The organism is Duganella phyllosphaerae (assembly GCF_001758785.1).
GTDB classification, from domain to species: Bacteria; Pseudomonadota; Gammaproteobacteria; order Burkholderiales; family Burkholderiaceae_D; genus Rugamonas; species Rugamonas phyllosphaerae.
Genome location: NZ_LROM01000048.1, coordinates 28,824 through 53,411 on the forward strand (window position 1 = coordinate 28,824; position 24,588 = coordinate 53,411).

20 protein-coding genes and 1 tRNA gene are annotated in these 24,588 nt (G+C 64.9%); 11 read left to right on the forward strand and 10 right to left on the reverse strand.

What is annotated here, in order from left to right; translation table 11 throughout:
* Positions 1-45 precede the first annotated feature (45 nt).
* The 3 genes from xerD to DUPY_RS03665 all read right to left on the reverse strand — a co-directional run bounded on the left by xerD (position 46) and on the right by DUPY_RS03665 (position 3,041).
* Positions 46-951, reverse strand: a complete 906-nt coding sequence (xerD, locus tag DUPY_RS03655) for a site-specific tyrosine recombinase XerD (protein ID WP_070246473.1) — start codon at positions 949-951, stop codon at positions 46-48.
* Positions 927-1,388, reverse strand: a complete 462-nt coding sequence (locus DUPY_RS03660; protein WP_070246475.1) for a methylated-DNA--[protein]-cysteine S-methyltransferase — start codon at positions 1,386-1,388, stop codon at positions 927-929. Before DUPY_RS03660 ends, xerD begins: the two co-directional genes overlap by 25 nt.
* Positions 1,389-2,021: 633 nt before the next feature.
* On the reverse strand, positions 2,022-3,041 hold the full coding sequence (locus DUPY_RS03665; protein WP_070246477.1) for a TRAP transporter substrate-binding protein: 1,020 nt from the start codon (positions 3,039-3,041) through the stop codon (positions 2,022-2,024).
* 122 nt (positions 3,042-3,163) lie between these two features.
* Here DUPY_RS03665 and DUPY_RS03670 point away from each other — a divergent pair, with 122 nt between their 5' ends.
* A complete protein-coding gene (locus DUPY_RS03670; RefSeq protein ID WP_070246479.1) occupies positions 3,164-5,191 on the forward strand; it encodes a sensor histidine kinase in 2,028 nt (675 codons plus the stop codon).
* A gap of 4 nt (positions 5,192-5,195) precedes the next feature.
* Complete coding sequence (locus DUPY_RS03675; RefSeq protein WP_070246481.1) at positions 5,196-5,783, forward strand: response regulator transcription factor; 588 nt, start codon at positions 5,196-5,198, stop codon at positions 5,781-5,783.
* A gap of 3 nt (positions 5,784-5,786) precedes the next feature.
* On the opposite strand, the gene DUPY_RS03680 is transcribed toward DUPY_RS03675, so the two are convergent.
* Positions 5,787-7,565, reverse strand: coding sequence for a DUF885 domain-containing protein (locus DUPY_RS03680; protein WP_070246483.1), 1,779 nt, complete (start codon positions 7,563-7,565; stop codon positions 5,787-5,789).
* 59 nt (positions 7,566-7,624) lie between these two features.
* A complete protein-coding gene (gene queG / locus DUPY_RS03685; protein ID WP_070246485.1) occupies positions 7,625-8,713 on the reverse strand; it encodes a tRNA epoxyqueuosine(34) reductase QueG in 1,089 nt (362 codons plus the stop codon).
* A gap of 108 nt (positions 8,714-8,821) precedes the next feature.
* Here queG and tsaE point away from each other — a divergent pair, with 108 nt between their 5' ends.
* Genes tsaE through DUPY_RS03700 form a run of 3 tightly spaced genes read left to right on the forward strand, consistent with a single transcriptional unit; the run spans position 8,822 to position 11,584 of the window.
* Entirely contained in the window at positions 8,822-9,319 is a 498-nt protein-coding gene (tsaE, locus tag DUPY_RS03690; protein WP_070246487.1) for a tRNA (adenosine(37)-N6)-threonylcarbamoyltransferase complex ATPase subunit type 1 TsaE, read from the forward strand.
* Positions 9,283-10,716 (forward strand): N-acetylmuramoyl-L-alanine amidase, encoded by a 1,434-nt coding sequence (locus tag DUPY_RS03695; protein WP_070246489.1) that lies wholly within the window; start codon positions 9,283-9,285, stop codon positions 10,714-10,716. Before tsaE ends, DUPY_RS03695 begins: the two co-directional genes overlap by 37 nt.
* 31 nt (positions 10,717-10,747) lie before the next feature.
* On the forward strand, positions 10,748-11,584 hold the full coding sequence (locus DUPY_RS03700; protein WP_070246490.1) for a D-hexose-6-phosphate mutarotase: 837 nt from the start codon (positions 10,748-10,750) through the stop codon (positions 11,582-11,584).
* Between the two features lie 19 nt (positions 11,585-11,603).
* On the opposite strand, the gene DUPY_RS03705 is transcribed toward DUPY_RS03700, so the two are convergent.
* Together DUPY_RS03705 and DUPY_RS03710 are read right to left on the reverse strand one after the other, a co-directional pair.
* Positions 11,604-12,719 carry a carbonic anhydrase gene (locus DUPY_RS03705; protein WP_070246492.1) on the reverse strand — a complete coding sequence of 372 codons (1,116 nt, stop codon included), beginning with the start codon at positions 12,717-12,719 and terminating at the stop codon, positions 11,604-11,606.
* Positions 12,720-12,860: 141 nt separating this feature from the next.
* Positions 12,861-13,505, reverse strand: a complete 645-nt coding sequence (locus tag DUPY_RS03710) for a VTT domain-containing protein (RefSeq protein WP_070246494.1) — start codon at positions 13,503-13,505, stop codon at positions 12,861-12,863.
* Between the two features lie 138 nt (positions 13,506-13,643).
* On the opposite strand from DUPY_RS03710, the gene DUPY_RS03715 reads away from it, so the two are divergent.
* Complete coding sequence (locus DUPY_RS03715) at positions 13,644-14,567, forward strand: peptidylprolyl isomerase (RefSeq protein WP_070246495.1); 924 nt, start codon at positions 13,644-13,646, stop codon at positions 14,565-14,567.
* On the opposite strand, the gene DUPY_RS03720 is transcribed toward DUPY_RS03715, so the two are convergent.
* On the reverse strand, positions 14,564-15,481 hold the full coding sequence (locus DUPY_RS03720; protein WP_070246497.1) for a LysR substrate-binding domain-containing protein: 918 nt from the start codon (positions 15,479-15,481) through the stop codon (positions 14,564-14,566). The two genes, DUPY_RS03715 and DUPY_RS03720, sit on opposite strands and share 4 nt — an antisense overlap.
* A 98-nt stretch (positions 15,482-15,579) precedes the next feature.
* Between DUPY_RS03720 and DUPY_RS03725 the strand changes: the two genes are divergently transcribed.
* From DUPY_RS03725 to miaA, 3 genes are read left to right on the forward strand one after another with little or no spacing between them, the layout of a single operon-like run.
* Positions 15,580-16,383: an aminotransferase class IV family protein gene (locus DUPY_RS03725; RefSeq protein WP_070246498.1), complete on the forward strand. Its 804-nt coding sequence runs from the start codon at positions 15,580-15,582 to the stop codon at positions 16,381-16,383.
* A 38-nt stretch (positions 16,384-16,421) separates the two neighbouring features.
* Positions 16,422-18,422 (forward strand): DNA mismatch repair endonuclease MutL, encoded by a 2,001-nt coding sequence (mutL, locus tag DUPY_RS03730; RefSeq protein ID WP_070246500.1) that lies wholly within the window; start codon positions 16,422-16,424, stop codon positions 18,420-18,422.
* Positions 18,422-19,378: a tRNA (adenosine(37)-N6)-dimethylallyltransferase MiaA gene (gene miaA / locus DUPY_RS03735; RefSeq protein WP_070246502.1), complete on the forward strand. Its 957-nt coding sequence runs from the start codon at positions 18,422-18,424 to the stop codon at positions 19,376-19,378. Before mutL ends, miaA begins: the two co-directional genes overlap by 1 nt.
* Positions 19,379-19,427: 49 nt before the next feature.
* Here miaA and DUPY_RS03740 read toward each other — a convergent pair whose 3' ends face one another.
* On the reverse strand, positions 19,428-19,832 hold the full coding sequence (locus tag DUPY_RS03740; RefSeq protein ID WP_070246504.1) for a VOC family protein: 405 nt from the start codon (positions 19,830-19,832) through the stop codon (positions 19,428-19,430).
* A 177-nt stretch (positions 19,833-20,009) separates the two neighbouring features.
* On the opposite strand from DUPY_RS03740, the gene DUPY_RS03745 reads away from it, so the two are divergent.
* Both DUPY_RS03745 and DUPY_RS03750 read left to right on the forward strand, forming a co-directional pair.
* Positions 20,010-20,086, forward strand: a tRNA-Met gene (locus DUPY_RS03745).
* A 144-nt stretch (positions 20,087-20,230) separates the two neighbouring features.
* Positions 20,231-22,162 (forward strand): tetratricopeptide repeat protein, encoded by a 1,932-nt coding sequence (locus DUPY_RS03750; RefSeq protein ID WP_141749414.1) that lies wholly within the window; start codon positions 20,231-20,233, stop codon positions 22,160-22,162.
* 143 nt (positions 22,163-22,305) lie between these two features.
* On the opposite strand, the gene DUPY_RS03755 is transcribed toward DUPY_RS03750, so the two are convergent.
* Positions 22,306-24,492: a TonB-dependent receptor plug domain-containing protein gene (locus tag DUPY_RS03755; RefSeq protein ID WP_070246506.1), complete on the reverse strand. Its 2,187-nt coding sequence runs from the start codon at positions 24,490-24,492 to the stop codon at positions 22,306-22,308.
* Positions 24,493-24,588 lie beyond the last annotated feature (96 nt).

A 24,588-nucleotide genomic window follows, 5' to 3' on the forward strand; every position in this document is an offset into this window, starting at 1 on the left:
GTCATCTGACCACATTATGACGCACTTGAGCCAAACGCAAGTAATTCAGCCGCGAGGATGATGCGCCGCATGCAGTATCTTGAGTCGCTCACGGGCTACGTGGGTGTAAATCTGTGTGGTGGAAATGTCTGAATGGCCCAGCAGCAGCTGCACCACGCGCAGGTCGGCGCCGTGGTTGAGCAGGTGGGTGGCAAACGCGTGGCGCAAGGTGTGCGGCGATAGCGGCACGGTGATGCCGGCTTTTAATGCGTGTTTCTTGATCAACACCCAGAACATCTGCCGCGTCATCGCCGCGCCGCGCCCGGTAACGAACAGCGCATCATCGACCTGGCCGTTGAGGATTACGCCGCGCGCGCCCTTCACATAACGCTCGATCCACAACCGCGCCTGCTCGCCGAATGGCACCAGCCGCGTCTTGGCGCCCTTGCCGGTGATGCGCAGCACGCCGTCGTTCATGCTTAGCTCGAGCATTTTCAGGTCAACCAGTTCGGACACCCGCAAACCGCTCGCATACATCAGTTCCAGCATGGTGCGGTCGCGCAGGCCCAGCGGCGTGTTCAGGTCGGGGGCGCCCAGCAGGGCCTCCACTTGAATTTCGCTCAAGGTGTGGACGAAGCGCTGCGGCTGCTTGGCGGACGCCAGCTTGAGGCTGGGATCGTCCTTCAGGCGCCGCCGTTGCACCAGCATCTGGTAAAAGCGCTTGATCACCGACAACCGGCGGTTCGATGACGTCGCCTTGCCGCTGTCGGCATGGCGCGCCGCCAGGTAGGCCTCGATATCGTGGCCGGCCACGGCCAGCAAGCCGTCCACGCCAGGCCGCTGCGACTGCAGCCACTTGGCGAACAGGCGCATGTCGCGCCGGTAGGCGTCGAGCGTGTTCTTCGACAGGCCGTCTTCGAGCCACAGGCTGTCGCAGAACTCGTCGATCAGATCAGGGTTGTCTGTTGCCATGCGTATTCGCTCGATCCTTCGTGCGCCAGCAGCCAGCGCTTGATGCCCAGCAAGTAGCCGTTGGGGTCGTCGCTATTGGAAAAGCCGCCCAGGCCGCCGGCGGCGGTCACCCGGTGGCACGGGATCACGACCGGAAACCAGTTGGCGCCGCAGGCCTGGCCCACTGCGCGCGGCGCCGATCCGACATGCCTGGCCAGTTCGCCATAGGTGCGCATGCTGCCGGCAGGAATCGAGCTGATGGCGTCCCACACCTTGCGCTGGAACTCGGTGCCGGCCGGGCGCAGCGGCAGGTCGAAGACAAACGACGGGTCGGCGCAGTAGCGCTGTAACTGCTCGGCAGCCAGGCGCGCGGTGGCGTCAGCAGGTTCCTTTGCCTCAGCATGGGGCGGCAGATAACAGAGCTCGGTAATCTGCCCCGCCACGGTGCGGATGCCCATTTTGCCAAACGGCAGGGCCAGGACAGCAGAAAAATTTTCATACGCTTGTGGTATTTTCGTCACAGTTTTTCTATCCAAATGCACCAAAAAAGGTCGTGTCCGCTTGGGCTGATGCACCAATATGTTGCGTATTTACTACACGAAAGGGAGAGGTGGCGGCCTTGCGCACGCGGTTTTCGCGCACGCCCGGCAACATTGTAAGGGCGCGCACAAAAAAAAACGCACCCTGAGGTGCGTTTCCAAATCCTGCTTCACGTTCCCGGCCATTTACCTGCCTGTTTGTCTGCCCGGGTAACTACCCTAACGCACGCTTGTGGCGGCTTGCAGAGGCTAAGCAACGACATTCTGTAAAACGTGTGTCTCCTCAATTGATCGCCGGTTTTTGATCACCGATTCTATCTTCACTCCCCACTGACTATTCGGGGCTCTGGTGCAAGGTTCGCATTAACTTATGCGTAAATCCCTGAGAGCGGAGCAATCATAACGTATCTTTATCTCCGCAATACAGTTTTTTTATGACAACCTTGATCCGATACTTTAAGAATAAATTGAATTTCCTGAAGAGTGACTAATTTTATGGTATGCGTTTGATGCAGCTCAAATGTGCGATATTTTTGACTAAGACGCAATAATCTAGCGCCTGGCAGTGGGCTGTGCCGCTTCCCTGTTAATCGACGAAATCAGGTCCTTGCCGATCCGGCTCTCCATCGCCCGCTGCACCGGCACCATGGCCGCACGCCACTCGGCCTGCTCCTGCGCGGTCAGTGTGATCACCTGGGTCTTGCCGGTCTTGCGGATCGCTGCCAGCGCAGCGTCGTTGTCGCGCTGGGCGATGGCTTTCTCGTACACCGTCGCCTCCTTCATCGCGTTGTCGAGCGCGCGGCGGATGTCGGTGGGCAGGCCGTCCCAGAACTTCTTGTTGACGATGACCGCGTAGCCCAGGTAGCCGTGGTTGGAGACCGTCACGTACTTCTGCACCTCGTGCATCTTCTGGGTATACATATTCGATGGCGTATTCTCGGTGCCCTCCACCACCCCGCTCTGCAGTGCTTGGTACACGTCCGAGAACGCCAGCACCTGCGGGTTGGCGCCCAGCGCACGCATCTGGGCGTCGAGCACTTTCGACGACTGGATACGCATGCGCAGGTCGCGGAAGTCGGCCGGTCTGCGCAGCGGCTTGTTGGCAGACATGACCTTGAAGCCGTTGTCCCAGAACGCCAGGCCGGTAATGCCCTTGGTTTCGAGTTTTTTCAGCAGGCTGCGGCCGATCGGTCCTTCGGTCACGCTGTTGAGCATGGCCGTGGACGGGAAGATGTACGGCAAATCGAACGCCTCGAACTCCTTCACCCCCAGTGGGCCGAACTTGGCCAGCGACGGCGCCAGCATCTGCACCGCGCCCAGCTGCAAGGCTTCCAGCTCTTCTTTATCCTTGTAGAGCTGGCTGTTCGGATACACTTCGACCTTGACCCGGCCCTTCGTGGCCTGTTCCGCCAGCAGTTTGAAGCGTTCGGCCGCCTGTCCCTTGGGGGTGTCGCGCGCGACCACGTGGCTGAACTTGATGACGATGGGGGCCTGGGCGTAAGCATTCAGGCTCGACACCGCGCTGAATGCAACGGCGGCACCGACAGCGGCCAGGACGAGGCGCAGTTTCATGGAGTCTCCGGAATTTAACGATACACTTCGATACACTTGTGCCGGTAGTTTGACCGATTCTCCCGGACAAAGCCAATATTTGCCTTTTTATACAGACTCATACAGCCATCCCACGCCCCCGCATGAACCAGCCGCTCTCTTCTCCCTTTGCCGTGCCCCGTCCGCAACGGAGTACCGCGCTGCGCTGGCTGTTGCCGATTTTGCTGGTGCTGTTTTTCCTGGCGATCCTGATCTGGCTGCCGTGGCAGGCGCGCCAGATGGAGAGCAACGAGCGCCAGGAGCAACTGATCGCCGACACCCTGTGGGTGGAACAGACCATCCGCTTCCAGATGGCGCGCGACGAGGAAAGCCTGCGCCAGCTGGGGCAGGAGATCAATAGCGGACGCCTGCAGCACGACCAGCTGCACGACCGCATGGCGCGCATCCTCAAGAACGGCAACGAACTGCTGCGCGTGTTCTGGCTGCGCCCCGACGGCCACCTGGTTGCCACCAGCGATGCGCAACCGACCGCCGTGCCTCTGTCGCCGGCCTCGCAGGCGACCATGGAACTGACGCGCAAGACCCGCAGCGCCATGTACACCCAGCCCGAGGCGCGCCCCGGCGACCCCGGCGCCGATCCCACCGAGGTGCTGATGGATTACCACGTGCCGCTGTATCGCGGCAACGAGTACCTGGGCGACCTGGTGGCCACCTACCGCACCAGCGCCCTGCTCGACGAAATGGTGCCGTGGTGGTTCGCGCAAGACAACCAGGTCACGCTGGTGGACCGCGACGACAAGGTGCTGGCGCGGCGCGCCGCCGCCGGCCCCGGCCACGGCGTGTACACCCACAAGCGCGCGCTGGACCTGGCCGGCGCCTCGGTGCGGCTGGTGACCGACAGCGTCAAGAGCGCGCCCAAGCTGCTGCCCAATTTGCTGGTCGGCTCGGTGATCGTGCTCTCGCTCGGGCTGCTGTGGAGCCTGGTGGCGCTGTGGGGCCACATCTCCAAGCGGCTGGCGGCCGAAGGCGCGCTGCGCCAGCAGGTGTCGTTCCGCACCGCGATGGAAAACTCCCTGGTCACGGGCCTGCGCGCGCGTGACCTCGAGGGCCGCATCACGTACGTCAATCCCGCCTTCTGCGAAATCGTCGGCTACCCGGCCGAGGACATCGTGGGCAGGCTGCCGCCGATGCCCTACTGGGCGCCCGAGGCGATGGAGGAATACCAGAGCCGCTTCGCCTCCGTCCTGGCGGGCAAGGTCACGCCGCAGTTCGAGACCTTCTTCCAGCGCCCCGATGGCGAGCGCATACCGGTGCTGGTATTCGAGGCGCCGCTGGTGGACAACAACGGCAAGCAGACCGGCTGGATGGGCTCCATCCTCGATATCTCGGACCGCAAGCGGGTGGAGGAACTCAATCGCCAGCAGGAGGAAAAGCTGCAATCGAGCGCGCGCCTGGCCACCATGGGCGAACTGGCCTCGATGCTGGCGCACGAACTCAATCAGCCGCTGGCCGCCATTTCCAGCTACACCACGGGCGCCCTGAACGTGCTGGGCCGCGCCGCCGACAATGGCACGCCGGTCGATGGCGCCTTGTTAAAACCGGCGCTGGAACAGGCCAGCGCCCAGGCCCAGCGCGCCGGCCAGATCATCCGCAGCGTGCACGGTTTCGTCAAAAAGCGCGAGCCACGGCGCCAGGCCGTGGCCCTGCCCGCGCTGCTCGACGGCATCCGCACCCTGATCGAACTGCAGGCACGCCAGCGCTACGTGACGTTCCAGACCGAGCTGCCAGCGGGCTTGCTGCCGGTGCTGGCAGACCACGTGATGATCGAGCAGGTGCTGCTCAACCTCACCCGCAACGCCATCGACGCCATGCAGAACGTGCCGCCGCACCAGCGCCTGCTCACCGTGGTGGCGTCCCACGACGCCCAGGCCAACCAGGTCAGCGTGGCCGTGATCGACCGCGGCCACGGCATTTCCGAAGAAGTGGCGCAGCGTTTGTTCTCACCGTTTTTCTCCACCAAGTCCGAAGGCATGGGCATGGGGCTCAACATCTGCCGCACTGCGATAGAATTCCACGGCGGCGCGCTCACTTACAGCGCCAATCCGCAGGGCGGTACCATATTCACATTCGTATTGCCGGCAGCGCCGGTGGTGGCGACAGAGGAGATTTGAACATATGCTGCATATCGTCGATGACGAAGCGGTCGTACGCGACGCGCTGACCTGGCTGGCCACTTCGCGCGGCATCGTCTCGCGCGCCTACGAGGGCGCACTGCAATTTTTGCAGCAGGTCGACAGCGGCGATTTCGATCCCGGCGGCGACTGCGTGCTGCTCGACGTGCGCATGCCCGACATGAACGGCGTGGCCGTGTTCGACCACCTGGCCACGCGCAGCCTCACCGCGCGCATGCCGGTGATTTTCCTCACCGGCCACGGCGACGTACCGATGGCGGTGGATACGCTGAAACGCGGCGCCTTCGATTTCTTCGAGAAGCCGTTCAACGACAACCAGTTGATGGACCGGGTGCAGGAAGGCCTGGCCGGCTCGCGCCAGGCCGGCGAAATGGCGGCGGTGAACGCGCGCCTGGCCACGTTGTCCACCCGCGAGCGCGAAGTGCTGGACCTGATTTTGGCCGGCAAGATGAACAAGGTGGTGGCCGATGAACTGGGCATCAGCATGCGCACGGTGGAAGTGCACCGCGCGCATATCTTCGACAAGATGCAGGTCAAGACCGCCGTGGAGCTGGCGGGCTTGCTCAAGTAACTGTCAGGCGGCCTTCTGCCTGGCCACCCACTCGTCCACCGCCTGCTCCAGCACCGACAGCGGCACGTTGCCGAGATCGAGCACGGTGTTGTGGAAACCCTTGATCGAGAACTTGTCGCCCAGCGCCGCCTGCGCCTTGGCGCGCAAATCGAGAATGCGCAGCATGCCGATCTTGTAGGCGCAGGCCTGGCCCGGCATCACCACGTAGCGCTCCACTTCCGCTGCCGGAATGCCGTAGTCGATGCCCTGCTGGCGCGTCCACTTCATCGCGTGCAGGCCGGTATCGACCACCAGCCGCCGCGCGCGGAACAGTTCCGCGTCGAGCTGGCCGAGGCGGCCCACGGTGTCGCCCTCGTACCAGTTGTTTTCCGCCGCCAGCTGTTCGGCATACAGCGCCCAGCCCTCGGTAAAGGCCGATCCCGTGTTGAACACGCGGTCCTGGCGGTAGCGCGGCAAGCTGGTATTTTCCTGCTGCAGTGCGATCTGGAAGTGGTGGCCCGGCACCGCCTCGTGGTAGACCAGCGTGCGCATGCCAACGATGCGGAACTCGGGCCCCGGCAGCGGCGCCCAGAAAATGCCGGGCAAGGTGCCGTCGCGCGCCGGGCCGCTGTAGTGGGCCGCTGCCGTCTTCTCGGTAAACGGCGGCTCGCGGCGCACTTCCACCGGCGCTTTCGGTACGTGGTCGAACAGCGTTTTGGCGCGCGCTTCGGCGTCGCGCATGTAGGCCGTGTAGCGCTCGAGCAGCGCTGGCCGAGGGTCGGCTTGAGCGTCGGCCTTGGGCTGCGAGTCCTTTTCCAGTTTTTCCATGCGCTGCTTGATCGAGCCTTCCCGGTAGCCGATCGAGGCCAGCAAACCATCCATCTCTTTTTCGATGCGCGCCACTTCGCGCAGGCCGATGTCGTGCACCTGCTGCGGCGTGTAGTCCGATGACGTCATCTGGCGCAGCGCCACCGCGTACGCCTTGTCGCCGTCGGGCAGGCGCCACAGGCCGGCATCGTCGGTGGTGCGCGGCAGCTGCTCGCGCAGCAGCGCGCGGGTGCGCTCGAACGCCGGCAGCACCGACTGGGCCACGATGGCCCGTGCCTCGGCGGCAAACTTCGCCTGCTGCGCGGGCGTGACATCCTTGACCTTTTCCATGCGCTGGGCAAAAGTGGTGACGAATACGTTCTTGTCGGCGCCGCCGTCGAGGAAGCGATCGAGCTGGCCGATGGCCGAATTGGTGATAAAGGTGGGCATCAAAAAACCTCGGCCGGCGGCGTCGCGCGCGCGGACAATGCCGGTGTCGACCTTGCCCGAGACAGCCTTCAGGCGCGCGAGGTAGTTCTCGATGTCGCGGCGGTTGCGGATCGGGTGCGCTTGCGTGAGGAAATTCACCAGCTGCACGTGCAGGCCGGTGAACTGGTTGAACACGAAGCGGTGGTCCTCGAACGGCGCACCGTCGATGGTGCCTTGCAGGTTCCAGGCGATGGTAGCCATGCCGGCCCGTTCTTGCGGCGTCATGGTCTTCTGGTCCATCGCGTTCAGTTTGGCCAGCGTGGCCTTGGCGCTGGCCACTTCTGCCGCGCGGTACGCCTGGGTATTGGGCGTGAGCAGGCCATCGAGCTTATCCTGCTCGGCGCCCTTGAAGTACTGGATGCGCGTGGCTTGCTCGGGATCCTTGCGCACCTTGTCGCTGGCAACCTGGTTGGCCCAGTCGTCGAACTTGGCGGCGCTGGCCACGGGGGCTGCGACGGTGAACGCTGCGGCAAGATACAACGAAACTAATGAACGGGAAGTTTGCATCGGCACGGCCCTTATTTGAGAGGAAAACTCGAGAGGAAAACCGCACGAGTGTAGCCGAGTCAGGCGTGGCAGGCCAGCGCCCATTGCACGTGTTCGCGCACCAGCGGCGACGGGTCGTCACGCCGTGCTTCCAGCGCCGCGACGATCGCCGCATCGCCTTTGGCGCCGGCCGCTGCGGCGTTGCCGAGGCCCACCGCCAGGTTGCGCAACCAGCGCTCGTGGCCGATGCGGCGGATCGGACTGCCCTCCATCTTGCGGTTGAATTCCTCGGCGCTCCAGCCGAACAACTCGATCATCGACGCGTCGCCCAGCCCGTGGCGCTGGTCGAAGTCGGGCAGCACCGCGCGCTCGGCGAACTTGTTCCACGGGCAGGCGGTCTGGCAATCGTCGCAGCCGTACACGCGGTTGCCGATCAGCGGGCGCAGCTCGAGCGGGATGGCGTTTTTCAGTTCGATAGTCAGGTACGAAATGCAGCGCCGGGCGTCGAGCCGGCCCGGGCCCAGGATCGCCTGCGTGGGGCAGGTGACGATGCAGGCCTGGCACTGGCCGCAGTGGCCGCTGGTGGGGGCGTCCACCGGCAATGGCAGATCGACCAGGAACTCGCCCATGAAAAACATCGAGCCGGCCGTGCGGCTGAGCAGCAGCGTGTGCTTGCCACGCCAGCCCAGGCCCGCTTTTTCCGCCAATGGCAATTCCATCAACGGCGCCGAATCGGTAAACACCCGGTAGCCGAAGTCGCCGATCTCGGCCTTCACTTTATCGGCCAGCTGTTGCAGCCGGGCGCGCAGCACCTTGTGATAGTCGCGTCCGCGCGCATACACCGAGATCACGGCCGCGCCGGGGTCCGCCAGCCGGCGCGCTTCGCGCTCGCGCCAGTCGTTTTCGGTGTCCCTCGGCAGGTAGTTCATGCGGGCGCTGATCACCCGCACCGTACCCGGCACCAGCTCGGCCGGGCGCGCGCGCAGCATGCCGTGGGTGGCCATGTAGTCCATTTCGCCGTGCATGCCGGCGTCCAGCCACGCCTGCAGGCCAGCCTCCGCATGCGACAGGTCGATGTCGGTGATGCGGATCTCGGCAAAGCCCAGCGCGACGCCCCAGTGCTTGATGCGCTGGGCCAGTTCGGCTAAATTGGATTCGGACAGGGACATCGGCGTGGAAGGTAGACAATACAAGCGGGGACGCTGGCGGTTACAATGGCTGGCGATCTAACCCGCCATAACCTTACATTTTATTCGATGCAGGAGCTTGCAGCCCATATGTCCGACCAACACGCTCATTTTAAAGCCCATCTCGACGAGGAAGCGGCCACACTGGCCCTCGGCGCGGCGCTGGCGCGGGCGTTGGCGCCTGGCCTGACGATCTACCTGCACGGCGACCTGGGCGCGGGTAAAACCGCGCTCACCCGCGCCCTGCTGCACGCGGCCGGCCACGTGGGCACGGTCAAGAGTCCCACCTACACCTTGTCGGAACCGTACCAGGTGCAGCTGGACGGGCGCGCCGTGGGCGTGATCCATTTCGACCTGTACCGCATGGGCAGCGCCGAGGAATTCCTCGACGCCGGCTTCCGCGAAGATTTTAATGGTGACAACATCTGCATCGTCGAGTGGCCCGAAAAGGCCGAAGGCGTGCTGCCGCCAGCCGATATCGACCTGTATCTGAGCGTGGCCGGCACGGGCCGTGATGTAGAATTGCAGGCGTCTACCGCCTTGGGTACCTCATGCCTTCAACGCCTCAAATTCGCCCCCAAGCTGTGAGCGATCCACTCACGCCCGTGGTACGCAACCGCCGCACCGTCCTCAAGGCCGGCGCCACCCTGCTGCTCTCCGTGTTTGCGCCGCTGCCCGCCTACGCCGCGCAGATCCTGGCCGTGCGCGTGTGGCCGGCCGACGACTACACCCGCGTCACGCTGGAAAACGATAGCGAACTGAAAACCACGCACTTCATGGTCAAGGACCCCGAGCGCATGGTGGTCGATATCGAAGGGCTGGAACTGAACCCCACGCTCAAGGGCCTGGTGGCCAAGATCCAGTCCAACGACCCGTACATCAAGCAAGTGCGCGTGGGCCAGAACCGGCCCAACGTGGTGCGGCTGGTGTTCGACCTCAAGGAGGAAATCAAGCCGCAGGTGTTCACCCTGGCGCCGGCCGGCGCGTACAAGCACCGCCTGATTTTCGACCTGTACCCGGTCAAGGAAGTGGACCCGATTGCCGCCATGATCGAGGAAGGCAACTGGACCAGCGGGGCGCCGCAACCTACCGCACCTGGCCTGCCGCCCCAGCCCGCCCAGCCGCCGATCGCGGTGCAGCCCACGCCGCAGGCGCAGCTCGAAGCGCTCAAGCCCGACATCAAGGCCGAGCCGCGCGCCGAGCTGCGCGAGCAGGTCAAGACCGCCGAAGCGCAAGTGCGCCCGCCATCGAAAGGCGGCAAGGCCGATAAAATCGAGCGCATCATCACCATCGCGCTCGATCCCGGCCATGGCGGCGAAGACCCCGGCGCCTCCGGGCGCAACGGCAGCCGCGAGAAGGACATCGTATTGTCCATCGCCAAGCGCCTCAAGGGCAAACTCGAAGCCATCCCCAACATCCGCGTGATGCTCACCCGCGACGGCGATTATTTCGTCCCGCTGGGCAAGCGCGTGGAAAAGGCGCGCAAGGTGCAGGCCGACCTGTTCGTCTCGATCCACGCCGATGCCTTTGTCCAGCCCACCGCGCGCGGATCGTCGGTGTTCGCGCTGTCGGAAAAAGGCGCCAGCTCGTCGGCGGCGCGCTGGCTGGCGGACAAGGAAAACGAAGCCGACACCATCGGCGGCGTCAACGTCCGTTCGCACGACCGGCAACTGGCCAGCGTGCTGCTCGACCTCTCCACCACCGCGCAGATCAACGACAGCCTCAAGCTGGGCAAGTCGGTGCTGGCCGAAATCGGCGGCATCAACCGCCTGCACAAGGGTTCGGTCGAGCAGGCCGGCTTCGCGGTGTTGAAGGCGCCGGACATTCCGTCGATCCTGATCGAGACCGCTTTCATCTCCAACCCCGAAGAAGAAGCCAAGCTGCGCGACGAGAACTACCAGAACCAGATGGCCGACGCCATCGTCAAGGGCATCCGCACCTACTTTGCGCGCAATCCCCCGCTGGCCCGGAACCGGCTCACCTGAACCCACCTGAACCCACTTACACGGAAACCACATGGCTGTCACGATGACGCAATTTGGCGCGCTGCCCGCAGTGCAATTTACCGCGCCGGACGGCGCCCAGGCCACGGTCGCGCTGTTCGGCGCCCACCTGCTGTCCTGGAAAACCGCCGACGGCGTGGAACGCCTGTTCGTCAGCAGCCAGACGCCGCTCGACGGCAGCAAGGCCATCCGTGGCGGTGTGCCGGTCATCTTCCCGCAGTTTAATGTGCGTGGTCCCGGCCTGCGCCATGGTTTTGCGCGCGTGTCCACCTGGCGCCTGGCCGACAGCGGCGGCGACAACGGCAGCGCGTTCGTGGAGCTGGTGCTGGACCAGAGCGACCTGGCGCCGGAACACGCACAGGCCTGGCCGCACCAGTTTGCATTGACCCTGCGCTTCACCTTGCACGGCAATGCGCTCGAAGCCGGTTTCACCGTGCGTAACACGGGCGCGGCGCCGTTCCCGTTCGGCGTCGCGCTGCACACCTATTACGACGTCGGTCAGCTGAACGCCACGACGATCAGCGGCCTGCAGCACCAGCAATACACTGACCACGAGCTCAATACCCGCATCCAGGATTACCCGGCGCTGCACTTCAATGAAAAGCACGACCGCCTGTACCAGTCCACGTCCACGCTGATGCTCAACACGGCCAGCACCACGTTCAACCTGTCGCAGCAGGGCTTTACCGAATGGGTGGTGTGGAACCCGGGCCCGGTGGATGCGGCCGCACTGGTGGACCTGGCCGACGACGAATACCAGCGCTTCGTGTGCATCGAACCGGCGCGCGTGGACCAGCAGCCGCTGGCCGCCGGCGCGCAGTGGACCGGCCGCCACCGCATCGGCATCTGAACCCCGGAAGACGTGCGGGTTAGTTCGATTCCTTGACAATGCGCCCGGAACTCGGCTGCACCGGCCGCGCATTGTACGGATACAGGCGGCTGAAGAAGGCCATCTGCGCCGGCGACGCCGTGATCGGTTCCTTCATCACCAGCCACAGCACGCCCTCTTCGCAGGGCGGCGTGGTCATCGATCCCATGAAGGTGTAGTACTCGCGCCGCGCCGGCAGCAGGTCCATCGGATCGAGCGATTCGGCCGGGGCCATGGTCTCCATTTTTTCCAGCGGCAGGTTGTTCCACACCTGCTGGATCGCCGGCTGCACCTTGCCGCGTTCGAGCAGCAGCGCCAGCATGGCGATGCGGCCTTCGCTGTCCTTGTGCACCAGGTGCACCACCATCTCGTAACCCTTGCCGTTGATGCGTTCCTCCGACGGGCGGTGGAAGTGAAATTGCACCAGCTCGTACATGCGGTTGCCCACGTTGAGGAAATTGCCGCGCCCGACCATCACCTGCACGGTCTTGCCGTTGTCGGTGACGTTGAACGACGACGGGTGGTAGTCGAAATTGATCTGTTCCAGGTCCACCCGCATGCCGTCGCGGATATCGATCGGCGACTGGCGGTTGCCGGTGCCGCACTTGGCCCACGCCGGATTGGTCTTGGCCCAGTTGGCGGGACCGGCCTCGCCCTCGTATGACCAGACATTGCTGTAGACCTTGGGCGGCGGCGGGATCGCTGCCACGGCAGCCTTGGCGGCAGCGGCCTTTCTGACATTGGCCGCTGCGGCGGCCGCGCGGGCCTGCTGGGTGGCGCGCATGGCGGCAAGGCGTGCGGCGATCTTGGCCGACAGGTCCGCTTCCGGGTCGCTGGCCGGCTCGGCGCTCTTGCGTGCACCCGCTGCCGACGCGCCCCTGGCCTCTTTGGCATCCTGGGCCGGCGCCTCCTTGGCAGCCGCTTCCTTGCCGGCCGGCACCTTGCCCGGCGGCGTGCTCGTGGTCAAACCCACCGCACCGCCACCGTACGCGCGCGCGCCAGCCAGCGTCGACAAAGGCGTCTTCGACGAAGGCGATATCAGCGGATCGATCTGCTTGTCATTGGCCGACACGGCAGCGCAACAACAGCAGGCAATCAGGGAGAGAAGCAGGCGCATACGGTTCCAGAAGTAACATTTACTTTCTGGTTTACGGATGCATTTGGGAAAAACTTGAGGTCTGGCAACGGGATATATTTCTGCGGGGACACGCTACAGCGTTTTGCAGCGTGTCGAAAGCATAAGTTTGTGAAACGCGATTCAGCGTCCGATCACGCGTCTTCCGAGTCGCCATGCGCCGCCGAGCAGGATCGGAATCATCACCACGCCGATCGCCACCATCACGATTTCCGACAGGTGGTCGCGCACAACCGGGATGTTGCCGAAGAAGTAGCCAGCCGTGGTGAGCGACACCACCCACAGCAGCGCGCCGCTGATGTTGTACAGCTGGAACCGGCCATGCGGCATCTCGGACACGCCCGCCACCAGCGGCGCGAACGTGCGCACCACCGGCACAAAGCGCGCCAGCACGATGGTCTTGCCGCCATGCTTTTCGAAGAAATCGTGGGTTTTGCGCATGGCGTCCTTGTTGAGCCAGCGATAGTCGTGGGTGTACACGCGTTGCCCGATGGCCCCGCCAATCTTGTAATTGAGGGTATTGCCGGTGACGGCGGCGGTGACCAGTAGCACATTTAGCAACAGCAAATTCATGTCGCCCGTGGCGCAGAAAGCGCCGGCAATGAACAACAGGCTGTCGCCGGGGAAGAAGAACAGCACAACCAGCCCGGTTTCACAGAAAATAATTGCGAACAACACCACGTAAACCAGCGTGCCGTATTGTTGGATCACTACTGCCAATGACTTATCGACATGGAGCAGCATGTCGAAGAATTGCATAAAATCCATATTCTTCCTGTAAAGTGTGCGCCGGAATCATACACCACCGCTGCTGCTGCCGGTCTAAGTTTCCTCGGCCCCTCACGGCAGTTTACAATCGTCGGCACGCCCGCAGCAAGCGGGTTTGTTTCAAACCAGGAGATCAGGATGCTGTTTAACCCGTTGTTAAGTAAAGCTGTGCTGTTTTCGGCGTCTGCGTGCCTGCTGACCTCGGCCATGGCGGCCGAATTGCCGGTCAAGCCCACGGTGGCGGACCTGGTCAAGCAGTCCAAGGCCGACGACTGGCGCCCGCTCGATCCCACCAATACGCTCTACCTGGACTTGCCGGTGGGCCGCGTGGTGATCGAACTGGCGGCCGACTTCGCGCCGCAAAACGCCGCCAACATCAAGACCCTGGTGCGCGAAAAATACTTCGACGGCCTGTCCATGATGCGTTCGCAGGACAACTACGTGGCGCAGTGGGGCGACGCCAACGAAAAGAGCCCCAAGTCGCTCGGTTCGGCCAAGGCCAAGGTGCCGGGCGAGTTCACCGTGCCGATGAGCTTTGACAAACACTTTGTGCGCCAGCAGGACGCCGACGGCTATGCGCCCGAGATCGGCCACTCGCGCGGCTTCCCGGTCGGGCGCGATCCCAAGACCAATACCACCTGGGTAGCGCACTGCTACGCCACCGTGGGCGTGGCGCGCGACACCGACACCGACAGCGGCAACGGTTCGCAGCTGTACGCCATCACCGGCCACGCGCCGCGCCACCTCGACCGCAACATCACGGCCGTGGGCCGCGTGGTGTCGGGCATGGAGCTGCTGTCGTCGCTGCCGCGTGGATCGCAAACGATGGGCTTCTACGGTGCCGACGAAGCCAGGATGCCGATCACCCGCGTGCGGGTGGCGTCCGACGTGCCGGCCGCCGAGCGCGTGCAGCTGGAAGTGATGCGCAGCGAAGCGCCGATCTACCAGGAAGTGATCGAAGCGCAGCGCAATCGCGGCGGGCCGTGGAACAAGTACGCGGCCAACTACGTGGAGCTGTGCAATGCGCCGATTCCGGTGCGGGTGCGTCCGCCGGCGCACTAATCCTTACAGCCTGCCTGCGCCAGCAGCCAGGCTTTGAAAGCCAGCACGCGGGCGTCCTGCCCGCTGCTGGCCGCATGCACCAGGTGGTAGGCATACTGCGGCGCCATGCGCACGCCGATGTCGAACAGGCGCACCAGCCGGCCATCGGCCAGTTCGGCAGCCACCATGTCGCGCTCCACCAATCCCACCGCCCCGCCCTCGATCACCGCCTGCACCACGTGGCTTGAATCGGCAAAGGCCAGGCAACGGCGCTCGTCGAAGTTCTCGACACCGGCTGCCGCCAGCCACATGCCCCAGCCGGGCCACGGTACGCCATCGACCTGGCAATCGACGTGACACAGCGTGTGCGCGAGCAGGTCGCGCGGCGTGCGCAGCGGCAGCCCCTGCGCCAGCAGGCGCGGGCTGCACACCGGGATGATGGTCGCGTCGAACAGCCGGTGCGCCACCGCGCGCGGCCAGGCGCCGGCGCCGAAGCGCACCGCCACGTCGATAGCGTCGGCGTCGAAGTCGCGCACCTGGTCGGTGATGTCGAACGTCAGGTCGATGTGCGGTTGCGCCGCCCGCCACTGCGGCAAGCGCGGCAACAGCCAGTTGGTGGCGAACCGCGCACCCAGCGACACCCGCAACTGGCCGGCGCCGCGCGCCAGCTTTTGTGCCCGGCCCACGGCGCGGTGCAGGGTGCCCAGCGCCTCTACGCTCGCTTCCAGCAAAACCGCGCCGGCCGGCGTCAACGCGATGGTGCGACTGGTGCGCGCAAACAGCGCAAAGCCCAGCTGCTCTTCGATTTCGCGGATCTGGTAGCTGACGGCGGCCGGCGTCAGGCCCACCTCGGCCGCAGCGCGGGTGAAGTTGAGGTGGCGGGCGGCCGCCTCGAAGGTGCGCAAGGCGCGGGTGCCGGGCAGGATGCGGGACATGATCGTTAAGTTTTACTTGTAGATGCCAGCGATATTACTCGTTTCCCGGGGCGGCCGCGTGCTGGAATAATCATGGCACTTAATGATCGGAGCATGCCATGACCTTTTTTACCGTAGAACGCGACGGCCAGCCGGCAGCGGCCGGCCACCTGGCGTCGCTGGCGTTTGCCGGCTATGCGCATTTCACCGCCATGCAGGTGCGCGGCGGCCTGGTGCGCGGCCTGGACCTGCACCTGCAGCGCCTGCGCGACGCCTCGCTGGCGCTGTACGGCCAGGCGCTGCCTGAAGATCATATCCGCGCCTGCCTGCGCGCCGCCCTGCGCCAGGGGCCGGCCGAGGTGTCGCTTACCGCCACCGTGTACTCGCCCGCCGGCGAATTCACCGTGGCCGGGCCAGACGCCACGCCGGCACTGCTGGTGCGCACCAGCGCGCCAGCGGACGGCCCGGCAGGCCCGCTGCGGCTGGCGTCATTCCAGCACGAGCGCGTGCTGCCCGAGTTGAAACACGTGGGCGAGGTGGCCAAGACCTGGTACCTGCGCGCGGCCGCCGCACGCGGGTACGACGACGCGGTTTTCCGCGACCGCCACGGGCGCCTGACCGAGGGCTCGATCTGGAACCTGGCGTTCTGGGACGGCCGCTGCGTGGTCTGGCCGCGGGGATCGATGCTGGCCGGGACCACGATGCAGATCGTGCGGCGCCAGTTGCAACGGCTGGGCGTGCCGCAGCGCGAGCAGGACCTTACGCCGGCCGATGTCGCCGCCTTCACGGGCGCGGTGGTGATGAACTCGTGGACGCCCGCCATCGCGGTCCACGGCATCGACACCATCGCCGTGCCGCCCGCCCCGCCATTCCTGGCGCTGCTGCGCCAGGCTTGGAAGGCGGAGCCGCCAACCGCGCCCTGATCGGGCGAAGCCATGGCGCAAACAGTTATAATCGGGGCATGAACGCCCCCGATACCGCCCCCCGCCAGGCCGCTGCAGCGCGCCCGATCCAGGCCTTGCCAGACCAACTGATCTCCCAGATCGCCGCCGGCGAGGTGGTCGAGCGGCCGTCCGCCGTGGTCAAGGAACTACTGGAAAACGCGCTCGACGCCGGCGCCACGCAAATCAGCGTGCGGCTGGAGGAAGGCGGCGTCAAACGCATCGCCATCACCGACAACGGCCGTGGCATTCCCCCCGAGCAGATGCCGCTGGCCCTGGCGCGCCATGCCACGTCCAAGATCTCGTCGCTGCACGACCTGGAAAACGTGGGCACGCTCGGCTTTCGCGGCGAGGCGCTGGCCTCGATCGCCTCGGTGGCGGCCGTCACCCTCACCTCGCGCACGGCCGACGCGCCGCACGCATGGGAACTGGTCGGCTCGCACGAAGGCACGGTGGCGCCGTCGTCCGGCGCGCTGGGCACCACCATCGACGTGCAGGACCTGTATTTCAATACACCGGCGCGCCGCAAGTTTCTAAAATCCGAGCAGACCGAGTTTGGTCACTGCGCCGAGGTCGTGCGCCGCATTGCGCTGGCGCGCCCCGACGTCTCGTTCAGCCTCACCCACAACGGCCGCACCATCGACCACTGGAACGTGTGCGACATGGCCCGCCGCAGCGCGCAAATCCTCGGTGAAGGCTTTGCCGAGGCGCGCCTGCCCATCGACGAGACCGCAGGCCCGCTGCGCATCCATGGCTACACCGGCCTGCCGACGGCCTCCAAGGCGCGCGCCGACGGCCAGTTCTTTTACGTCAATGGCCGCTTCGTGCGCGACAAGGTGCTGGTGCACGCGGTCAAGGCCGCCTACCAGGACGTGCTGCACGGCGACCGCTTTCCGTCGTACGCGCTGGCGCTCGAACTCGACCCGGCGCTGGTGGACGTCAACGTCCACCCGTCGAAAATCGAAGTGCGCTTCCGCGACAGCCGCGCGGTGCACCAGTTCGTGTTCCACGCGGTGCAGCGCGCGCTGGCGCAAACCTCGGCCACGTCGCACGGCAGCGTGCCGTCGCCGCTGCCGGCGGCTGACACGCTGACCAGCGCCACCTGGCGCGGCGAGCAGACGTCGTTCGGGCCGTTGCTGGCGCCAGATTATTCGCCGACGTTTTCGCCTTCGCCGTTTGGCGGCTCGTCAGGGTCGTCCGGTGCGTTGTCCGGCACCGGCAATGACGGCGCTGGCAGCTTCGCCGGCGCCGGCTTCGGCGGCCAGCGCTACGGCCAGCCCGAGGGTGGCGTGGCGCAAAGCACTGAAAAGTATGGCGCCCTGTTCGGCGGCAACGGCCGCGTGGACAGCTACCGCGCAGAAACCGACATGGCCCTGCCGCAAAGCAGCCCGTTCACCGTCTCGGCTGCCGCCATGGCGCAGGAAGAATTCCCGCTCGGCTTCGCGCTGGCGCAGCTGCACGGCATCTACATCCTGGCGCAAAATGCGAAAGGCCTGGTGCTGGTGGACATGCACGCCGCCCACGAGCGCATCCTGTACGAACAATTGAAGACCGCGCTCGAGAGCCGCGTGGCAGGCGAAGCGATGCAGGTGCAGCCGCTGCTGATCCCCGTCACCTTCTATGCCGACGCGGTGGAAGTGGGCACCGCCCACGAACACCAGGAAACCTTGCAGGCATTGGGCTTCGACATTGCCGCACTCTCGCCCACCACGCTGGCGGTGCGCTCGGTGCCGGTGCTGCTCAAGAACGCCGACGCCCAAACGCTGGCGCGCGACGTGCTGCGCGACGTGCGCGAATTCGGCGGTTCGCGGGTGCTGATCGAGCGCCAGAACGAGCTGCTCGGCACCCTCGCCTGCCATACCGCCGTGCGCGCCAACCGCATCCTGGCGGTGCAGGAAATGAACGCGCTGCTGCGCCAGATGGAAAAGACCGAACGCGCCGACCAGTGCAACCACGGCCGCCCCACCTGGGTGCAGGTGGAAATCGGCGCGCTCGACAAGCTGTTTTTACGTGGCCAATAATGAGTGACATCGCAAGTAAACCGCTGGCGGTCGCCATCATGGGCCCGACCGCGTCGGGCAAGACCGCGTCCGCGCTGGCGATAGCCGCGCGCATTCCGTCCGAGATCATCTCGGTCGATTCGGCCCTGGTCTATCGCGGCATGGACATCGGCACCGCCAAGCCCACCCGCGCCGAACTGGCGGCCGTGCCGCACCACCTGATCGACATCATCGACCCGCTCGATTCGTACTCGGTGGCGCAGTTCCGCAAGGCGACCTTGCAGCTGGTGGACGACATCGTTGCGCGCGGCAAGCTGCCGCTGCTGGTCGGCGGCACCATGTTGTACTTCAAGGGACTGGCCGATGGCCTGGACGACCTGCCCGGCGCCGACCCTGCCCTGCGCGCCCAGCTCGAAGATGATGCCGCCCGCATCGGCTGGCCCGCCATGCACGCGCGGCTGGCAGCGCTGGACCCGGAAACCGCCGCGCGCCTGGCGCCGGCCGACGCCCAGCGCATCCAGCGCGCGCTGGAAATTTGCACGCTGGCCGGCAAGCCGATGTCGGAGCTGCTGGCCCTGCGCGACAAGACCGAGCTGCCGTTCGAGCTGCTGCCGCTGGCGCTGGAACCGTCGGACCGCGCCGTGCTGCACCAGCGCATCGAACGCCGTTTCGACATCATGCTCGACGAAGCAGCGGACGACAACCTGATCACGGAAACGCAACGGCTGCGCCGGCGCGGCGACCTGCACCCGGGCCTGCCCTCGATGCGCTGCGTGGGCTACCGCCAAGCGTGGGAATACCTCGATGGCGCGATCGACTACAAGACCATGCGCGAGACCGGCATCATCGCCACGCGCCAGCTGGCCAAGCGCCAACTGACGTGGCTGCGCTCGATGCCGGACCGGGTGGTGGTCGATTGCCTGGGGTCCGACCCGACCGCCGAGATCCTGGCGCACGTGGCAAACCAGCTCGGCTAGGTTCGGCCGGGTTCAGCCAGATTCAGCCAGATTCAGCCAGGGTCGGCTTTCAGGTGGTGGGCGGCGCCTTATCCATGTAAATGATTTCCCATAAATGGCCGTCCAGGTCCTGGAAACCGTGGCCGTACATGAAACCGTGGTCCTGCGGCGCCTTGTAGGTGCTGCCGCCGCCTTCGACCGCCTTGCCTACCAAGGCGGTGACGGCATCGCGCGACTCGACCTGCAAGCACACCAGCACCTCGGTGGACGTGCGCGCATCGACGATGGTCTTGGGCGTGAAGGTCTGGAAGCGCTGTTCGGTGAGCAGCATGACGAAGATGTTCTCGGCCACGATCATGCAGGTGGCGCCGTCGTCGGTGTAGTGCTGGTTGAAGGAATAGCCGAGGTGGGTAAAGAATTTGATCGACGCCGGCAAGTCGCGCACCGGCAGGTTGATAAAGATGTTGGTCGCCATGCAGCCCCCATTAGAAAACCATCGTGTCCCCGCAGCCAGAATACCAATATGCCAACCTTTTGACGACTGGTGTACGATAGAAGTTCCGCATTCACCGCGAAATTCACTTTTTTCAAAAAAATCGCTGGACCAGCGTTGACAGAAAAAGCGCCAACCCTCATAATGCTTCGCGTTGCAGGTGATATAGCTCAGTTGGTTAGAGCACAGCATTCATAATGCTGGGGTCGGTGGTTCAAGTCCACCTATCACCACCAAAATTCCAAGAGCCGCCGATTCGCAAGAGTCGGCGGCTTTTTCGTTTGGCACGCCCTCGCCTTCTTCAGTAATCAGTCAAACGATCATCGTATTTTCCCTCGAGTTCTATAATCAACTCCCACTTGCCGCTCCGGGAGAGCGCTTTGCGTAGAAAATCATATGGTTACGGCGCCGTGGTCCTGCTCTGGCTGGCCGTTGGCCTGCCGGGCGTCGTGTTTGCCCAGTCGCCCGTGTCGGCGCAGGAACCACAGCAATCGGGCACGGTTGTGGTGACTGCGCCGCGCCCAACCAGGCAGCCGATGGCGGCTGCCGAGGAGCGGTTGAGGAAAATCGTCAAACGCCAGGCCACCGGGTTCGCGAAGATTTTGAGCGACTGCCTGCGTGGTCCGGTCACGCATCCCGATTTGAAGATCACCTGTGCAAAGAGCCATATTCGAGCCAAGGACGAGAGCGTGGGTGCAGCGCTGGCAGCCTTCGAGAAGCATGACTACGCATCAGCGCTGAAGCAGTTCGAGGCTGCGTATGCGAAACTCGGCTACCACGATGCGGCCCTGATGCTGGCCCATATGCATCGCCAGGGGCTCGGTACGCCAAAGGACACTGTCCAGGGCATCCGCTGGCTGCGTGCTGTGGCCGAGGAGCGGTTCAATCCGTTCCGGGACACGCTGCGCTTCAACCCGCACCACCCGGAAGCGACGACTGCCCGCATCGATGCAGCCATGGAACTGGCACGCATTTACCTGCTCGGGGAACAAGCAGAGCCGGACTGGGCCGAGGCCGAAAGATGGTATGCCAAGGCTGCCGAGTTCGGGTTTATTCCGGCCTTGAATGCCTTGGGGGAAGCGTATGTATCTGCCGGGGGCGCGAACAGGAATGCCGACCAGGCGATCGGCTACTTTGCCAAAGCCGCCAAGGCCGGCTACGGACCGGCAGCTTACAACCTGGGCAATTTATACCTGGGACGCGATGGCGTGGTGCGCAATCACGATCTGGCACAGCGCTATTTCAGCATGGCTGCGGAGGCGAGCCATCCCGGCGCCCTGCCGGCAATTGGACGGATGTCTTCATCTGACGAGCAGCGCAACGGCAAGCCGGTAGTTGCCGGCAGCGCCAGTAGTACGCAAGCGCCTCAGGAAAATCCAGGCATCGCCATGGCCGCGCCAGAACTGGCAAAGCCGGCAGTGGCCGGCGCTGCTGCCGACGAGATCGTCGACGATACTGCCGACCTGGCCAGCGACACCCTCAACCTGGCCTTGTCCCGGCTGGACAGCAGCGCTGCGGACGCCGAGTCGCTGCGCAATGTGCGGCGCGCCGCAGACGCATTGCATATTGCCATCGCCCCTCCCGCAGAAAGCGCGGGCCATGCCGGCGACGTCATGTTCGTAGTCCGCGTCACCGGTTTGCGGGCGGTGCCATGGAAGAGCTATGGCGCCATGCGCGCGGCAGTCGCGGCCTACGAAAAACACAAAGCGCTCGCGCCCGACGCGGACTTCCGTTTCGCGGTGATGCCGCCTGCAGGAATGCAACTGCCGCCCAATTTTGCGCTGCGCGTGCGCACGGCGCAAGGACAGGAATTCCCGATACGCCTCGAGCATGGCGAATTGTTCACGCTGCCGCTGTTGCCCGATCTTGAAGGAGACGCCGACCTGGTCAGCAACTTCAAGGGAGGCCCCCTGCGGATCGGACTGCTGGTGCACACCCGCACCGTGGCGCCCGACCAGTTGCGCCTGGGCGACCTGCGCCTGCGCTATGAGATCAACGCCGCCATTGCGATGGTGGACGAGCCCGGGGAATACGACGCCAAATGCCGGGCGCCGGGGCGCTGGAACCGCTGCAAGCGGCCCAGCAAGGCCATATGGCATCGGCCATGGACCGCCACCAGCGGCGCGTGGATCGTCGAGGGAAGCCGGCGCGTGCCGCTGCAAGCAAGCGAAGAGTCGAAGGACCACCTGTACCGCATGCCCATCGCCAGCACGCAATGGGGCAACGATGCGCTGATCGAGTTCGAGTACGAGGCGCCGCAGCGTCGGCCGCGACAACTGTTCGAGGCAGCGATTTATAACGGCAACGACTAGCCTGGAAGGCCACCCCGCTCGTGCACTACCAGCGGCGCTACCAGCCGCAGCGCTGGCACGCGATACCACCCGCACGGCGTCTGTGCGCCTGCACCATCAGGGTGCCGTGAAGCATCGCGCCGGCCATGCCCTGGCCATCCCCATCACAGTTTCAGTTCCAGGTTCACCGACCACTCGCGCGCACTGTCGCTGCGGCGCCAGTTCTGGCTCACGCCATTGCGGTCGGCGTAACGCGAATACGTGGCGCCGTCGTGCGCCAGCAGGTTCTTGCCGGTGAAGCGCCACTGCACCGTGGGACTGACTTTGTACAACAGGTAGGCATCGAGGTCGCTGCGCGCCTGCAGGCGCGTGCTTTGTTCGGCCGAGATGCGCGCCGGTCCACCGGAGCGGTACGCCAGGCTGGCGCCGGTGGTGTAAGCGCCCTGCCTGTAATCGACGCCGAGGTTGGCGGTGAGCGGCACCTGCTGGTCGAGCCGGTTGTCCGGTCCCGGCACCGATTGCACCTGCGACCAGTTGCGGTTGACGCTGGCGCGCAGATCGAGCGCCGGCCAGGCCGGCCACACCAGCTTCGAGGGGAATTTCACCTCCAGGCCCAGGCCGCGCACATCGGCCTTGCCATCGTTGACCGGTTGATACAGCCAGCGCCCGCCGCTGTCCTGCGACAAGGTGGTGCGGATGTAATCGGTGATGTGGCGGGTCGAGGCGGTGGCCGAGAAGGTGGCGCCCGGCGCCCAGAAATGTTCGTAGGTCGCATCCACCCCGGTCGCCAGTTCGGGCTTGAGATCGGGGTTGCCGCTGCTGTCCGCGGTAAAGCGCGTGTTCAGATCGGCCTCGTTGCGGCGCGCCGTCAACTGGCCCACCGTCGGCGCCTTGAAGGTGCGCGTGAGGGCCAGGCGCAGCTGGCGGCCGCTCTTGTCCGGGAACTTGTAGAGCGTCTGGGCGATGGGGCTCAGCACGTGGTTGCGCGAGCTGGTGTCCGGCTGGCCGCTGACGGCGCTGTCGGTGCGGATGGTTTCCCAGCGCGCGCCCAGGTACATCGACCACTGCTTCGTGACATTCCACTCGTCCTGCGCAAAAGCGGCCACCTGCACCACCTGCGGCGCAAAGCGCTCGTCGAAGATCAGCGGCACGCTGCCGGTAAAGCCTTCCACCCGCTGGCGGTCTTCGCTTTGGCGCTGGCGACTCGCTTCCCAGCCGGTGGCCAGCGCGTGGTCGTCGAACACGGTGCGCGTGTACTTGCCGTTGCTGCGCACCGAGTTGCTGCGCGTGTCGCTGTCGGTGTCGCGTTGCAGCGTGCGCTGGCGGTTGGCCGTGCTCGACGCCCAGTCGCTGTCCGCGCGGCCATTGCTGTGGGTGGCGGTGAGCGTGGTATCGAGCTTGCCGCCGGCCAGTTGCGTGACCCAGTTCAGGTTGGTGGAAACGTACAACGACCGGTTCTCGCTGGCGCCATCGCGGAACACAAAATTCGGCGCCGGAAAGCTGCCGACCTGGTTGCCGTAGCGATAGGCCTGGTCGCTGTCGAAGCGGTTGACGCCCACCGAGGCGCTCCAGTTCAACTGGCCGTTGTTGGCGAGCTTCCAGTTCAGGCGCGGCTCCATCCCCAGCAAGGACAGCCGGGACTCGTTGGCGATGGTGCTGTCACGCTGTTGCAGCACCGCGCCATCGCCGGACGCCAGTTGCTCCGTGAACGTGGCGGGATTGCTGCTGTCATGGCGCAGCAGGAATACCGAGAGGTAATACGACAGGTCGCCGCTGCGGTCGGCCAGCGTACCGAGCGCGGAGGCGCGCTTGACCAGGCCCGAATGACCGACGCCCAGGCGCATGTCGCGCTGCGGCTTGCTCACCACTTTTTTCAGCACGATATTGATGGTGCCGGCGATCGCCTGGGTGGAAAACTCGGCAGTGGCGGCGCGCACCACCTCGATCCTCTCGATCTGCTCGGGCGCCACCGTCTGCAGGTTGAAGCCCGCTGGCGGGCGCTCGCCGTTGACGAGCACCTGCGTATAGCCGTTACCGAGGCCGCGCATGCGGATGCTTTCGCCGATCACGGTCACGCCGGGCGCGCGCTTGAGCACATCGAAGACATTGGTGTCGCCGTATTTAAGGATCTCGTCCTGGCGTATCACGGTCTTGCTGGCGGTGTCGTCGCGGCGCGGATCGTAGTCGGTGGCGCCGTTCACTTCCACCTCGATGATGTCCCTGGACGACGGCTTGTGCGGCTCGGCTTTCACGGCGGCTGCGGGCGCCGGTTGTGCGAGCACGGCGCCATGCAGGCCGAAGGCGGCGACTGCAACGATTTCGGCCGCCAGCAGCGGGATGGCTGTTTTCATTGAGATTTTCTTTATTGCAAAATCCGCAATTATCGATTAATTATCGCCTCGAAGAAAGTTTCTTCATGAAAATTAATGAAAAATCATGCAATTGAT